14 protein-coding genes are annotated in these 14,507 nt (G+C 70.8%); 4 read left to right on the top strand and 10 right to left on the bottom strand.

Features of this window, described 5'->3' with window-relative positions; genetic code table 11:
• Positions 1 to 53 precede the first annotated feature (53 nt).
• From AC3DE3_RS05665 to AC3DE3_RS05675, 3 genes are read left to right on the top strand one after another with little or no spacing between them, the layout of a single operon-like run.
• On the top strand, positions 54 to 1,241 hold the full coding sequence (locus tag AC3DE3_RS05665) for a glycosyltransferase (protein ID WP_488369294.1): 1,188 nt from the start codon (positions 54 to 56) through the stop codon (positions 1,239 to 1,241).
• Positions 1,238 to 2,383 carry a glycosyltransferase gene (locus AC3DE3_RS05670; protein ID WP_488369295.1) on the top strand — a complete coding sequence of 382 codons (1,146 nt, stop codon included), beginning with the start codon at positions 1,238 to 1,240 and terminating at the stop codon, positions 2,381 to 2,383. The genes AC3DE3_RS05665 and AC3DE3_RS05670 overlap by 4 nt, the downstream gene beginning before the upstream one ends.
• Positions 2,380 to 3,225, top strand: a complete 846-nt coding sequence (locus AC3DE3_RS05675) for a glycosyltransferase family 2 protein (protein ID WP_488369296.1) — start codon at positions 2,380 to 2,382, stop codon at positions 3,223 to 3,225. Before AC3DE3_RS05670 ends, AC3DE3_RS05675 begins: the two co-directional genes overlap by 4 nt.
• 99 nt (positions 3,226 to 3,324) lie before the next feature.
• On the opposite strand, the gene AC3DE3_RS05680 is transcribed toward AC3DE3_RS05675, so the two are convergent.
• The 4 genes from AC3DE3_RS05680 to AC3DE3_RS05695 form a co-directional block, all read right to left on the bottom strand.
• The gene (locus AC3DE3_RS05680; RefSeq protein WP_488369620.1) at positions 3,325 to 4,116 is read right to left on the bottom strand and encodes an ABC transporter ATP-binding protein; all 792 of its coding nucleotides are present in this window, start codon (positions 4,114 to 4,116) and stop codon (positions 3,325 to 3,327) included.
• Positions 4,117 to 4,118: 2 nt separating this feature from the next.
• Entirely contained in the window at positions 4,119 to 5,084 is a 966-nt protein-coding gene (locus AC3DE3_RS05685) for an ABC transporter permease (RefSeq protein WP_488369297.1), read from the bottom strand.
• Positions 5,081 to 6,064, bottom strand: coding sequence for an ABC transporter substrate-binding protein (locus tag AC3DE3_RS05690; RefSeq protein WP_260485965.1), 984 nt, complete (start codon positions 6,062 to 6,064; stop codon positions 5,081 to 5,083). Before AC3DE3_RS05690 ends, AC3DE3_RS05685 begins: the two co-directional genes overlap by 4 nt.
• A gap of 138 nt (positions 6,065 to 6,202) precedes the next feature.
• The gene (locus AC3DE3_RS05695; RefSeq protein WP_260485964.1) at positions 6,203 to 6,982 is read right to left on the bottom strand and encodes a siderophore-interacting protein; all 780 of its coding nucleotides are present in this window, start codon (positions 6,980 to 6,982) and stop codon (positions 6,203 to 6,205) included.
• 130 nt (positions 6,983 to 7,112) lie between these two features.
• Here AC3DE3_RS05695 and AC3DE3_RS05700 point away from each other — a divergent pair, with 130 nt between their 5' ends.
• The gene (locus AC3DE3_RS05700) at positions 7,113 to 7,982 is read left to right on the top strand and encodes an oxygenase MpaB family protein (protein ID WP_260485963.1); all 870 of its coding nucleotides are present in this window, start codon (positions 7,113 to 7,115) and stop codon (positions 7,980 to 7,982) included.
• 34 nt (positions 7,983 to 8,016) lie between these two features.
• Here the strand turns inward: AC3DE3_RS05700 and AC3DE3_RS05705 are convergent, their stop codons facing one another.
• The 6 genes from AC3DE3_RS05705 to AC3DE3_RS05730 form a co-directional block, all read right to left on the bottom strand.
• Entirely contained in the window at positions 8,017 to 8,652 is a 636-nt protein-coding gene (locus tag AC3DE3_RS05705) for a class I SAM-dependent methyltransferase (RefSeq protein WP_260485962.1), read from the bottom strand.
• 76 nt (positions 8,653 to 8,728) lie between these two features.
• A complete protein-coding gene (locus AC3DE3_RS05710; RefSeq protein ID WP_488369298.1) occupies positions 8,729 to 10,504 on the bottom strand; it encodes a GMC oxidoreductase in 1,776 nt (591 codons plus the stop codon).
• Positions 10,497 to 11,387 carry a hypothetical protein gene (locus AC3DE3_RS05715; protein WP_488369299.1) on the bottom strand — a complete coding sequence of 297 codons (891 nt, stop codon included), beginning with the start codon at positions 11,385 to 11,387 and terminating at the stop codon, positions 10,497 to 10,499. The genes AC3DE3_RS05710 and AC3DE3_RS05715 overlap by 8 nt, the downstream gene beginning before the upstream one ends.
• Positions 11,388 to 11,495: 108 nt before the next feature.
• Positions 11,496 to 12,377, bottom strand: coding sequence for a sulfite exporter TauE/SafE family protein (locus AC3DE3_RS05720; protein ID WP_488369300.1), 882 nt, complete (start codon positions 12,375 to 12,377; stop codon positions 11,496 to 11,498).
• A gap of 42 nt (positions 12,378 to 12,419) precedes the next feature.
• A complete protein-coding gene (locus AC3DE3_RS05725) occupies positions 12,420 to 13,016 on the bottom strand; it encodes a rhodanese-like domain-containing protein (RefSeq protein ID WP_488369301.1) in 597 nt (198 codons plus the stop codon).
• 33 nt (positions 13,017 to 13,049) lie between these two features.
• The gene (locus AC3DE3_RS05730; protein ID WP_488369621.1) at positions 13,050 to 14,444 is read right to left on the bottom strand and encodes a rhodanese-like domain-containing protein; all 1,395 of its coding nucleotides are present in this window, start codon (positions 14,442 to 14,444) and stop codon (positions 13,050 to 13,052) included.
• Between the last annotated feature and the right edge of the window lie 63 nt (positions 14,445 to 14,507).

Raw genomic sequence — 14,507 nt, forward strand, 5'->3', positions numbered from 1 at the left:
AGGTTCCGACATCACCAGCACCCGCCCCGGGGCGACGACACGAGAGGGGGCCCGTGGACGCCCGTAACGAGGAGCGACTCGACATCGCAGTGATCGGCCCGTCGCGGTTCCCCATCCGTGAGCCGTACGCCGGGGGTCTCGAGGTGGTGGTCGCCAAGGAGGTGCGTGAGCTGCGCGCGCGGGGTCACCGCGTCACGCTCTACGCCGCCGCCGGGAGCGAGGGTCACGACCGTCGCCTCGAGTTCACCACCCTGGCCGCCGCCACCGGACGGGGCGACAGCTACTACCCGCCCGGCGGGTACGAGGCCGACGCCGCGGAGTTCGACCGGGTCATGGACCACGTGGCGGTGTCCGGGTTCGACGTGGTGCTCAACCACAGCCTGTCGCACGTCCCGCTCGTCCGCGCGGCCGAGATGGGCACGCCCCTGATCACCACCCTGCACTGCCCGCAGCTGGCGCCGATGCAGGAGGCGTTCGACCGGTACGGTTCGGCGACCGGCAGGGTGCTCGCGGTGAGCAACTCCGTGCTCGGTTCCTGGCGGGTGCCGCACGGCGCCGAGGTCCTGCCCAACGGTGTGGACCTGGGGGTCTGGGGGCCCCGTGGCCGGTCCGCCGCCCGGACCACCACCGGTCGCCACGCTGCCGGTACCCCCGTCGCCGGTCCTCACACTGCCGGTCCTCACACTGCCGGCCGTCCCGCGGCCCGGCCCCGCGCCGTCTGGACCGGTCGGATCGTGCCCGAGAAGGGCCCGCACCTGGCGGTCGAGGCGGCCCGCCGCGCCGGCCTCACGCTCGACCTGGCCGGCCGGGTCGGAGACGACCGGTACATGGAGCGGGTCCTCGCGCCCCGACTGCGCGACGCCGGGGACGGCGTCCGCTACCACGGCCCGCTCGGCCGCGACGCGCTCGTCCCGCTGGTCGCCTCGGCCGCGGTGGCGCTGGTGACGCCGTGCTGGGAGGAGCCGTTCGGGCTGACCGCCGTCGAGGCGCTGGCCTGCGGCACCCCGGTGGTGGCCCTGGCCCGCGGGGGGATCCGGGAGATCCTCGACGGGCAACCGGGCGTGGTGCTGGTCGAGCCGGGACGCGACCCGGCGTCCGCCCTCGCGGCGGGCATCCCCGCCGCGCTGACCTTCGACCGCGTGACGATCGCCCGGGCGGCCGCCGCGGCGTTCTCCCACGACGCCCGCATCGATTCCCTCGAGACGCTGCTGCGCGGCCTGCTGGTGGGCGCCGCGTCGTGATCGGGGTGTACGCCCACCACCAGGGCAGTGGCCATGTGCAGCGCGCGCTCTCGGTCGCCGCCGCCCTCGACGACGAGGTCACCGTCCTCACCTCCGCGCGCATCCACGCCGACGCCAATCCCGACCCCGGGCGGATCCGGATCCTCCCGCTGCCACTGGACTACGACGAGGCGGGCACCGACGCGGCCACCGGCACCGACGAGGCCACCGGTCCCGGTCCCGTCGCGGGCGACGGTCCCGCGGATCCGGACCCGACCGCCGGAGGTCGGCTGCACTGGGTGCCGTTGCGGCAGGCCGGGCTGCGTCAACGCATGACGATGCTCGCCGAGTGGATCGGTCGCGACGCCCCGGAGGTGTTCTGGAGCGACATCTCCGTCGAGGTGACCCTCGCGGCGCGGTTGACCGGGACGCCGGTGGTCACCACGGTCCTGCCGGGCCGGCGCGACGATGCCCCGCACCTTCTCGCCCACGGGGTGAGCTCGGCATTGGTGGCCGGGTGGCCGCGCGCCGCTGGCGCACCCGTCCCCGCCGGGGCGAGCCGCCCGCTGGTACCCGTTGGCGGGGTCTCGCGGTTCGCCGGTCGCGACCCCGAGCCGGGCGCCCGGGGGCACGGCCGACCGCGGGTCCTGCACCTGCGGGGCTCCGGCGGTGGTGGCCACGACGTCCGCTGGGACGCCGTCCGCGACCAGCTCGACGACGTCGAGTGGATCTCGCTCGGCGGGCCCGGCGGACGCTGGGTGGCCGACCCGTGGGACGAGATCGCCCGCGCCGACGTGGTCGTCAGCGCCGCGGGACAGAGTTCGATCGCCGATCTCGCCGCCGCCGACGCCCACCTCGTGGTGGTCCCCGAGGAGAGGCCCTTCGACGAGCAGGACGCCACCGCCCTCACCCTCGCGAACCTGGGACTGGCCGAGGTGGTGGGCCGCGAGGACCCCGTCGCCCATCTGGTCCACGCCGTCCGTCGCACTCTCGAACGCGCCCGTTCCAGCCCGGGAGCGGGCTCGGGCCTGCGGCGTGCCTGGGAGGTCGACGGCGCCGCCGGGCGACTGGCCCGGACCCTCGAGTGCGTGGCTGCGGGGCGCGAACCGGGAGCCGAGATGCTCGGCGCCGCCGCGGAGTCGGCGACAGGAGGCCCGCGGTGAGCTCGGCCGCGTCGATCGCTGTCGTGACCGTCTGCACGCCCGGTCGCGCCGAACACCTCCGATCCCAGCGCCGCGCCATGGCCGAGCACCTGCCCGGCGCGAAGCACGTGGTGGTCCTCCCCGAGCAGCCCGGCAGCGCCGAGCTGGCCGCTGAGCTCGCCGCCGACGGCGCGGACATCGTCGAGCTGCAGGCCGGCCCCGACCTGCCCGTCGCCCGGAGCCGCAATCTCGGCGGCGACAGGGCGGCCGAACTGGGGGCGAAGCTCATCGTCTTCCTCGACGTCGACTGCATGCCCGGTCCCGACCTGGGGTGGTACTACAACGAACTGCCCGAGGGCGTCGTCGGTCTGGGGCCGGTCACCTACCTGCCCGAGTCCGCCGGAGCCCCCGACCCGGCCGACCTGTCGGCCTACACCGACCCGCACCCGGCACGGCCGTTCCCCGCGGTCGGCACCCGCGAGTTGGAGCCGGGCGAGTTCGGGATGTTCTGGTCACTGTCGTTCGCCCTGCGTCCGGCGCTGTGGACGCGCCTGCGCACGGACTTCGGCGGGTTCGACGAGGCGTTCACCGGCTACGGCGCCGAGGACACCGACTTCGGTCGCAGGCTGCTGTACCGCCGTGTGCCGGTGGTGCTGGTGGCCGGCGCGCACGCGTACCACCGGTGGCACCCGGTCTCCGATCCGCCGGTCGACCACCTCGCGGACCTGCTCCGCAACGGGGCCCACTACGCCGAGCGGTGGGGTGACTGGCCGGCCCCGGGGTGGTTCGAGAAGTTCGAGCAGATGGGGCTCGTGCGCCGCAGCGGCGCCGGCTGGGAGGCCGCTACGCCCGTCGACCGCTGAGTCGCACCCCTACCCGCATCGAAAAGACAGTTCCGCACACCCGCCTCTCGGGCGACGTGTGCGGAACTGTCTTTTCGTCGATGGTCGGGGCCCGGCGGGTCAGCCCAGGAAAGCCTGGTCCGAGAGGGTCGCGCCCTTGATCTTGGTGAACTCGCGAAGCAGGTCCTGCACGGTGAGCTTGGACTTGGTCGCGGCGTCGGCCTCGTAGACGATCTGTCCCTCGTGCATCATGATGAGCCGGTTGCCCAGGCGGATGGCCTGCTCCATGTTGTGCGTGACCATGAGGGTGGTCAGACCGCCCTCGCGGACGATGCGCTCGGTGATCGTGGTGACCAGCTCCGCGCGCTGGGGATCGAGAGCCGCGGTGTGCTCGTCGAGGAGCATGATGCGCGGCTGGGTGAACCCGGCCATGAGCAGCGACAGCGCCTGCCGCTGGCCGCCCGAGAGCAGGCCGACCTTGGCGGTGAGCCGGTCCTCGAGGCCGAGCTCCAACATGGCGAGCTGCTCCGAGAACTGGCCGCGACGCTTCTTGCTCAGGCCCGGGCCGAGGCCCCGCCGGCGGCCGCGCAGCAACGCGAGCGACAGGTTCTCCTCGATGGTGAGGTTGGGGGCGGTCCCGGCGAGCGGGTCCTGGAAGACCCGGCCGACGTACTTGGCGCGCCTGTGCTGGGGCAGTCGGTTGACGGTGGTGCCGTCGATCTCGATGTTCCCGCTGTCGGCGAGCAGCCGCCCGGAGACCGCGTTGAGCAAGGTCGACTTGCCGGCGCCGTTGGAACCGATCACCGTGACGAAGTCGCCCTCGGCCAGGGTGAGACTGAGGTCGTTCAGCGCCCGGCGCTCGTTGACGGTCCCGGGGAAGAAGGTCTTGGACACTCCGGTGACGGTCAGCATCGTCATGCCTCCTTGGTGCCGGTCGCGGCGGAATCGGGGCCCGCGTCGACGGCGGTCCCGGCACCCGCCGCCGCACGTTCGTTGGCGGCGACCGGGGTGGTGGGTGTGCGTCCGAAGCGTCCGCTCGCACCCTTCCACCGGGGCAACAGCAGCGCGACCACGACGAGGATCGCCGTGACGGCCTTCATGTCGTTGGGATCCAGGCCGACGCGGAGGGCGGCGAAGATGATGAGCTGGTAGAGCAGGGCGCCCAGGATCACGGCGAGCACCGCGAGCAGCAGCTTGCGCTGGCCGAGGATGGCCTGCCCGATGATCACCGACGCCAGGCCGACCAGGATGAGGCCGATGCCCATCGAGATGTCGGCGAAACCGCGGTACTGGGCGATGAGCGCGCCGCACATGCCCACGAACCCGTTCGACAGGGCCAGCGTGAGGGTCTTGGTGAAGTCGGTGGAGACGCCGAACGAGGAGATCATGGGGCCGTTGTCGCCCGTGGCGCGGATGGACAGGCCGAGGTCGGTGGTGAGGAACCACAGGACGACCAGCCCGAGCAGCAGGACCGCCACCGCGAGGATGCCGACCCCGGGCCACTCGCCCAGCAGGTCGGCGTCCTCCAGGGGCGTGAACACGGTGTCGCTGCGCAGCAGCGGGATGTTCGCGCCGTCCATGATCCGGAGGTTGACGGACCACAGCGCGATCATGGTGAGGATACCGGCGAGGAGGCCGTCGATCTTGCCCTTGGTGTGCAGCAATCCCGTGACCGTGCCGGCGAGGAACCCGGTGCCGAAACCCGCGAGGGTCGCGAGCAGCGGGTTCCAGCCGGCGAGGATGCCCATGGCCGCCGTTGCGGCGCCCGTGGTGAAACTGCCGTCGACGGTGAGGTCGGGGAAGTTGAGCACGCGGAAGGTCAGGTAGACCCCCAGCGCCATGACCCCGTAGATGAGGCCTACCTCGACGGTCCCGATCACTTCTTCTCAGCCTCGGCGAGGATGTCCTCGGGGATCGTGACGCCCTGACGCTCGGCGGCGTCCTCGTTGACCACGTAGGTGAACTCGGTCGCGGTCTCGACGGGCATGGTGGCCGGGTCCTCGCCGTCGCGCAGGATCCGCAGTGCCATCTCGCCGGTCTGGCGGCCCAGTTCGGTGTAGTCGATCCCGAGAGTGGCGACGGCGCCGCCCTCGACGGTTCCCGACTCCGCGGCGATCACCGGGATCTGCTTGCTCTCGGCGACCTGCACCAGCGAGGCGATGCCCGAGACGACCATGTTGTCCGTGGGAACGTAGATGGCGTCGACATCTCCGAGCGCCTCGACGGCCTGCTGGATCTCGTTGACGGTGGTGACGGTCTGGGTCTCGATCTCCAGGCCGAGCGGGCCCGCGGCCTCCTCGGCCTGGTCGACCTGCACCTGCGAGTTGACCTCACCGGAGGCGTAGACGATGCCGATGCGCTCGGCGTCCGGGACGATCTCCTTGAGCAGTTCGAGCTGCTTCTCGATGGGGGCCGCGTCGGAGGTGCCGGTGACGTTGGCGCCCGGCTCCTCCATCGAGTCCACCAGCTCCGCCGAGACCGGGTCGGTCACCGCGGTGAACAGCAGCGGCACGTCGGAGATGTTCCGCGCCATCGCCTGCGCGGCCGGGGTGGCCACGGCCAGGGCGAGGTCCAGATCGTCAGCCGCGAACTGCTGGGCGATGGTCAGTGCGGTGCCCTGCTCGCCGTTGGCGTTCTGCTCGTCGAACTCGACCTCGACGCCGGCCTCTGCGAAGGCCTCCTTGAAGCCGGCCGTGGCGGAATCGAGGGCCGGGTGCTGGACGAGCTGGTTGATGCCGATGCGGTAGGACTCGCCGCCACCACCGGCGGCATCGTCCTCACCGCCGCTCGAGCAACCTGCGAGGACGAGTGCCGAGGTGGCGACCAGTCCGGTGATGAGCTTCGCGCGTGAGAATGCCATATGCCATGCCCTTGTCTGTGCCGTCTGAGCCTCGCGGACGGATACGCGAGGGGCCGGGTGCGAACGGTGCTGGCACATGAGGTTACCGGGTCGGCCGGGGATGGTGAGCCCGGACTCACCTCACGGGTTGCGGCGACGCTACTCCGACTGCGCCAGCTCGCGCTTCCAGGTGCGGAAGCCCTCCTCCGAGCGCCCACGTCGCCAGTAGCCCGAGATCGACGCCCGCGCGGCGGGAACGCCCCGCTCGGAGCGCAGATACGGGCGCAGGTGCTTCATCACCGTCTCGGCCTCACCGTGGACGAAGACCTGCACGTCACCGCTCGGCCACGGCATGTCCCGAACCGCGTCGACCAGCGGGGCGTCGCCGTCGATCACTCCCGGGCCGGCGTCCCCCGAGGAGGTTCCGCGGTGTACCCAGACGATCTCGACCCCCGCCGGCGCGGTGATCGGAATCTCGTCGTCGTCGCCCCCGACCTCGAGGAACACCGCACCCACGGCGTCCTGGGGCAGCGACTCCAGGGCCGCCGCGACCGCCGGCACCGCGGTCTCGTCGCCGGCCAGCAGGTGGAAGTCCGCCGACGGGTCCGGCCGGTACCCGCCGCCCGGGCCGCGCACCGCGACCTCGGTTCCGGGCGCCACCGAACGGGCCCACGGACCGGCGACGCCCTCGTCACCGTGGACGACGAAGTCGATCCAGATCTCGCGCGCGTCCGCATCGACCCGACGGACGGTGTAGGTGCGCACGACCGACTCCCCGGCGTGGGGGAGTTCGAGCTTGACGTAGCTGTCGGTCTCCGCGCGGGCGGCGAACGTGTCGAACCCGTCCCCGCCCAGGACGACCCGCACGAGGTGCGCGGCCACCGGCTCCCTGCGCAGCACCGTGAGGGTGACCGGGGGGCGGGACTGGGGGCGAGTCACAGTGTTCTCCTTCAACTGAAGATAGTTAGGTGACCCTATCCTCGCATTTTTCCTGGTCCCCGGCGTCGGGGCTGACGGGCAGTTGCCGTGCATGTAAGATATATGTGATCGGTGGAGCAGGGGGTGCACGATGACCGCAGGCGCGCGGACCGATATCGCCAGCGACGGGGGCCGGCGGATCCGGCACCTGCCCGACATCTCGACCCACCTGGCCTTCTGGCTCCCGGTCGCCAATGTGGTCATGCAGTTGGCCAACCCGGCCGTGGGCCACGGGGTCGTCGAGAGTCGGGTGGAGCGCGGCCGCGGGGACCTGCGTCCGATCAAGCGGGCCCGGACCACGGCCCAGTACCTCGCCGTGGCCACCCTCGGCAGCGACTCCGACCGCAGGTTCTTCCACGAGGCCGTCCACCGGATCCACGCGCAGGTGACCTCGACCGAGGCCAGTCCTGTGCGCTACAGCGCAAACCACGCCGGGTACCAACTGTGGGTGGCCCTGTGTCTGGTGCGCTACTACACCGATCAATGGCAGATGATGCACGGGCCGCTCACCGAGTCCGAGCTGGACCGCATCATCGAGATGGCGCGGCCGCTGGGGACCACGCTCAACGTGCCCGAGGCGCGCTGGCCGACCACCTGGGCCGAGTACGAACAGCGCTTCGCCGAGGGGCTCGAGGCGGTGGAGATCGACGACACCGTCCGCGACTACCTGCAGTCACTCGCGGACTTCCGCGTGCTCGAGATCAGGATGAAGCAGCTCGGCACCCTGGCCCACAGGACGATCGGGCCGTGGAGCCTGTCCATGACCAAGTTCGGGGTACCCGGGCGCATCCGCGACGAGATGCGCTGGGAGATCACCCCTGTCGACCTCCGCCGCCGCCGGGTGGTGCTGGCGCTCACCTCGGTGCTGGAGAGGGTCTTCCCGCGGCCACTGCGGGCGTACTACACCCTCAACATCGCCGACCTGCGGGTGCGCCGGAGCCTGGGGATCAGCGTCTTCTAGGCGCCGGGGCCCACGGGAGCACCGGGATCATTCCTCACCGGGTCATCTTCCGCCGTGCGGTGAGTGCACCGTGAGGTCGGTGCCCGATTCCCGTTCGCGTATGCGTCTCGATCACCTCGAACCCGGCTGCGGCCAACTCCTGGCCAAGGGCGGTCACCGGCCACCGATAAGCCGTGGTCACCGCATGGTCGAACATCCCGACGGTTGGCCCTTCGAAGAAGCCCACCAGCAACCCTCCACCTGGTCGGATCACGCGTGCGAACTCGGCCAGAGGAACCGAGATCTGCTGCGGACCGTGGTGAATGAGCGAGTACCACGACAGCACACCCCCCAGTGACCCTGTCGCGGCGGCCAACCTCTCGAAGCCGCCGACGTCGAACCTGAGGTCTGAATACCGGGCGCGAGCTCGTTCGACGAACTCCGGGACCAGATCGATCCCGCTCACGGTGCACCCACACTCGGCCAGGAAGTTCGACCACTGGCCCGGACCGCACCCGGCGTCGAGCACCTGACCCGACACCGTGGCAGCCCAGCTCCTCACCAGCGCCCGATCTGATGGGTGTGTCGAGGCCATGCAGCCGAAGTGATCCGTGTACTCCTGAGCTCTGGCCGAGTAGGACTCTCGAACCGAGTCGCGTCGCGTGCTCGTGTTCTCCACATCGTCGATCATCTCCGATGACACCGGCCGACGGCTGATCCGGGCCGGTAGAGCGTCCCCGGAACCCGACGGGTTGCCGGTCGTGTGTCTACAGGCCCAGCTGCTGCATCCGGGCGGAGATCCTGGGGTCGGTGCTCACCACCGGCGCCTCCTCGTCCACCCACGGGTCCCCGTCGAAATACGTCTGGAAGATCTTCTCCGCGGTGCGGGTCGCGAGGGCCTGGGTCGTCAGCGTGGGGTTGGGTCCGCCGAGCGAGTTGGCCAGCGCCGAGTTGTCGGCGATGAACAGCCGCTTGACCCACCGGGCCTCCGCGTTGGAGTCGAGCACCGAGTTCTGGTCGGACTCACCCATCCGCATCGACGAGTGCACGTGCAGCAGCAGGGGCGCCCAGTCCATCCGGTAGACCTTCTTCGCCCCGGCCGCGCGCATGATCTCGGCAGCGCGTCGGACCATGAATTCCCGGTTCTCGAGGGTCCGTGGCGTGCGTCGGCGCAGCGAGACGTCGATCTTGGCGGGCGCGCCGTTCTCGTCGGCGGGGAACAGGGACGGGGTGACGCGGTTGCCCGCCTCGACGTGGTCGTCGGTGATCACGAGGAAGTTGAGCAGGTTGTCGATCCCGCCCATCATCAGGTCCTTGAGCTCGTTGCCCACCAGGCGACCCGCCGGTCCGTCCCAGGGGCCGGTGAACCCGCGGCCGTTGTCGTAGTACCCGCGGGCGCCCGAATCGGACAGCGAGAGGGAGAAGGCCTGGATCGCCGGACCCAGTCCGACGTTCTCGATCCCGCCGCGTCCGGGGAAGTCCATCCGCGCCGAGGAGTTGGCGCCCTTGGAGTTCCCCGTGTACTCGTCGAAGCTGCCCACCACCCAGTCGAAGAAGTGGTCGGTGTGCCCCCGTCCCACCCAGTCGTTGGGATTGGGGAGTCCGCTGTTGAACCACAGTCGGGGACTCTCGGTGGCGCCACCGGCGAGCACCACCACGCGGGCGTCCTCGGTGAAGATCTCCCCGGTGGCGTTGTTCCGCCAGGTGACACCCCGGGCCACGGTGTGCGGGCCCTCCTGCTCGTGACGGATCGACTGCACGAAACTGTCCGCGAGCAGCTCGAAGGCGCGGCCACCGGGGCGGACGGCATCAGCGGACAGTCCGAGCGGGACGTAGCTGTTGTCGGTCGAGCGTTTGGCGAACTGGTTCCGCGGGGCCTGCCGGGGCATGTAGCACCCCTGGAAGCAGTGGCCGCAGAAGGTGCAGCCGGTCGCCTGCGGGAAGGTGAGCAGGGTGGAGTCGTCCGTCCGGCCGGCATTGCCCCCGGGCTGGAGGATCGCGTTCTGCTGCGGGCGGAAGGCGTTGCGGGTGATGTTCCTGGAGGTCTGGAGGGGGAGGCCGTAGTTCTCGCAGCCCCGGAAGGTCAGCGCCTCCTTGGTCCCCATCGCGGCGGTCTCGATGGGCAGGGTGGCCTCGACCCATTCGAGGTACGGGACGAGTTCGTCGTAGGTGAACGGGAAGAGGTGACCGGTGTCGTACTCCGCGGCGTCCGCGCCCGTGTAGCCGCGGAAGACGCCGGGCATGGGGCGCGGGCTGTTGCCATAGTAGTGCTGGGTGGTCCCGCCGACCCCGGACAGCTGCCAGACGAACATGTTGGTGGTCCACTCCCGGAACCACGCGGGCTTGGACCGGTCCTCCGGGCCGAAGCGGAGGAACCCGTTGTTCGGGTTGTTGGCGTCGTTCTCCGCGTGCGACCACTCGGTGGACGGGTCCGCCTGTCGTGGGCCGCCCTCCAGGACGAGCACGTCCAGGCCGCGCCCCGCCAGCTCCGCGGCGACCACCGGGCCGCCTCCTCCCGCGCCGATGACGATGACATCACGCATCCGCCGGCACCTCCGTCCGATTCTGGTAGTAACCGAGCAGTTCGGGGTGGCCGTCCACGAGGCCGTCCGGCCGATATCCGGTGAGGTCCCACGGGACCGGCCGCGGTTCGACGGTCCTGGTGACGGGGTTGTAGTTGTGCTGTTCGGAGTACACGCCGAATGCGGTCCCCTCGAGGAGGATGCCGCCGGCGAACCTGAGGAAGCCGGACGCGGTGCCCCGCAGCGGGACCGGGAGCGCGCCGTCGATGATCGAGACCAGTTGTGGAACGGGCCCCTCGATCCCCTCCAGGACCCGGAGCTTGTCGACCATCGACAGGCGCGAGAACGGCGACCCCAGCGGACCGGCGATCGCCGGCGGGGCGGCGAGCAGCGCGCCCGTGTTGAGCAGGAGCGCAACGGGGAGGGACAGGGGGAGAACCCTGTCGCTGTAGACGTAACCGAGTACCTGGTCGATGCGCCGCCCGTCGGGCTCGCTCAACCCGAGGAAGGGGCCGGTCTGGATGCCGAGGTCCGCCAGTGCCTGGGCGATCCCGAGAGCCAGGGGCCGGGCGAGTTGGTCGCCCATGCCGAGATAGTTGTCGAACAGGTCCTTCATGAACTCGCCGCCACCGACCTCGATCGGGCCGGGATCCGTTCGCGGGGTGCCCTGCTGCCGGGACCACTCATCGGGACCGGGCATGACCATCACGCACAGTCCGCGCATGGTGTCGAGGGAGAACGCCTCGACCGCGTCGAGGACGGCGCTCCCGGTGCCCTGCGCGTTCGCCCGGCCCACCAGGCCGGGCGACGGCGGCAGGGCTCCGGGAAACGCGATCCCGGCACTGACGAACGCCCCGAACATCGATGCCCTCGTGAGAAACGCCCGCCGGTTGAAGTGCTCCATGACCCCGCCTCCCGCTGACAGTGTGGAGCTACGGTAACTATGTGACCCAGGTCACGCCACCGCTAAAGGAAGGTCCGTTCATCCCCGTTGCCGCGGAGGTGGGTGGCGTCAGGCCATCCGGGCGGCGGCCGGCGGTGCGGACCGCAGGGGGCAGTGGTCCCTGAAGCCGAACCAGCAGGTCGCCGCCGCCACGGCCGCCAGGGCGACCACGCCGAGGATGGCCGGCGCGGCCGGGAAGGGCAGCTCCTGCGACAGGACGAAGGCGCCCATGAGCAGGACGAAGAAGCCGAAGCCCTTCCGGAGCGCCTTCTCCGGAACCACAGAGGTGAGCCGGACCCCGACGAACGAGCCGGCGATCGCGGCGGCGGTGACCGCGGCGACGAGCGGCCAGTCCAGCGACACCGAGGTGAGGTAGCCGCCGAATCCGGCGAAGGACTTCATGGCGATGACCAGCAGGGAGGTGCCCACCGCGGCGGTCATCGGCAGGCCTGCCAGGAGCACGAGGGCCGGGACGACGAGGAAGCCGCCGCCTGCGCCGACCAGTCCGGTCGCGGCGCCCACGACGAGGCCGTCGAGCAGGATCCGCCACAGCGGGTGGTGATGGGTGTTGCTCTCGCCGTCGCGGTCCTTGCGACCCCGGATCATCGCGCCGGCGGTGGCGATCATCATCACCGCGAAGGCGACCATGAGGATGGTGCCGGGGATGTAACCGCCGGCCAGACCGCCGAGGAACGCGCCCACCATGCCCGCGGCGCCGAAGATCAGGCCCGTCCGCCACTGGACGTTGCCCTTCCGGGCGTGCCCGAGGAGGCTGACCAGCGACGTCGCACCGACGACGAACAGCGAGGTGGCGATGGCCTCCTTGGGGTCGAGACCGCCGATGTAGGTGAGAAGTGGGACGACGAGGATGGAACCGCCCCCGCCGAGCAGGCCCAGTGACAGTCCGACCAGGACTGCCAGGGCCACGACGATGATCGTGGTGATCTCCATGTCAGGTGCCTTTCTCCGGCGGGGGCGCCGGGGTGGGATCGGTCAGGAGCGGGCGGGCAGCGAGTCCAGGACGGCGCCGAGGCCCGGCTCGTCGGCGGAGCGGTTCCACGGCATCTTCGACAGGCCCGCGGCCATGGCACAGGAGTTGCTCGCCGCGGAGTAGGTCAGCCCGGCCCCGAGGGCGCCGGCGAGGTAGGCGAACTTGGGCGAGACGACCTTGGACGCGGTGACGCCGGCCAGGACGAGCGACCCGGCGACCATGCGGACCTGCCGGTCCATCGCCCAGGTGCCCTTGCCGCGGATGACCTCGCCGCCGGCGGCCTCGTAGCCGGCGATGCCGCCGTCGAGCACGGTCACCGAGTCGGGGTTCACGCCCACGGACTCGAGCCGCTCGTTCGCCTGGCGGGCCCGGTTGCCGGTCTGGCAGATGAGGACGACCTGGCCGGGCAGACGGGAGGCGAACTCCTCACCGTGCTCGGCGAGCAGGGGTAGCGGCACGTTGTAGGAGCCGCGGATGTGCACGGAGGAGAACTCGGCGCCGGACCGCACGTCGATGACGGTGGGCGGGGTGTCCGAGTCCATCGCCTCTCGCAGATCGGCGGGAGCGATGGTCGGGGCGTGCGTGAGCGTGGAAAGCATGGGTGAAGTGGTGTCCTTTGGCTAGGGGTGAGGTCAGACGGTGGCGAGGTTGCGCTCGGACCAGGCGGCGTAGCTGCCCTCGAGCTCGACCACGCGGTAGCCGGCGCGACGCAGGGCGCTGGCCGCGACCGAGTTGCGGACGCCGCTCTGGCAGTAGGTCACGATCGGTCCGTTGGTCGGGAGCCGGTCGAGGTTCCACAGCGCCCGGCCGCCGCTGAGCTGCTCGGAGCCCGGGATGTGGCCGCCTGCGTGCTCGGTCTTGTTGCGCACGTCCAGCACCATCGCGGAGTCGAACGAAGCTAGCTCGTCCGGCCCGATCATCTCGGGGGTCGTCATCGGCAGACCCTCGAAGCTGGTCGTGTAGCCGGTGACCGTGTCGATTCCGACGCGCAGCAGGTGATCGCGCAGCGCCTCGGCCATCTCGACGTCCTCGGCCAGGACCACCAGGGGCGTGTCCTCGGACTCGGGGTCGTAGACCCAGGCGCCGAAGGACGCCGCCTTGTCGACGCCGGGGATGTTGAGCGCCCCGGGGACGGTGCCGGCGTGGACCTCGTCCTGGCCACGGGTGTCGACGACGACGACCTCGTTCGCCTCGAGGGAGTCGGCCAGTTCGGTGGTGCCGAACTCGCGGAGCGGGGCCAGTGCACCCAGCACCGCCGGGCCCTCCTTGTTCTGTCGCTTCATGCGGCCGAAGTAGGCGTGCGCGTCCGGCTGCCCGTCGAGCATCTCGTCGATGAAGCCCTGCTCGTCGTCGTCGTTCACGTACCCCGCCCACCACGCGTAGCGACGCTCGTAGCCGACGCTGGTCGACGGCAGTGCGCCGAGGGCCTTGCCGCAGGCGCTGCCCGAACCGTGGCCGGGGAAGACCTGGACGTGGTCCGGCAGGGTGACGAAGGAGTCCTTCAGGCTGCGGAAGATCTGCTTGGCGCCCTCGAAGCGGGTGTCGACCCCGCCCGCGGCCTCGTCGAGCAGGTCCGGTCGGCCGAGGTCTCCGGAGAAGACGAAGTCGCCGGTCAGCATGTATCCGGGGCTGTCCGCGAAGGCGCCGTCGGTGATGAGGAACGACAGGTGTTCCGGGGTGTGGCCCGGGGTGTGCACGGCCTCGACGGTGATGTTGCCCAACTTCAGCTGGTCACCGTGGTGGAGGCGCTCGGCGGAGAACCCGTACTGCCAGTCGTCGCCGCCCTCGCCGGAGACGTACACCGTGGCGCCCGTGGCCTCCGCGAGTTCGCGGGTGCCGGACAGGTAGTCGGCATGGATATGGGTCTCGGTGACGGTGGTGATCGTCATGCCGTGCCGGGCGGCCAGGTCCAGGTACTCGCGGATGTCGCGGCGGGCGTCCACCACCATCGCCTCGTTCTTGGCCTGACAGCCGATGAAGTAACCGGCCTGGGCGAGGTCCTCGTCGTAGATGCGCTCGAGAAGCATGCTGCTCTCCTTGTCGATCGGGTTCCCGGTGTCGGGGTGTGCCACGACGATACATACCCCCTG

The organism is Dietzia sp. IBK-p2-16D (assembly GCF_057773085.1).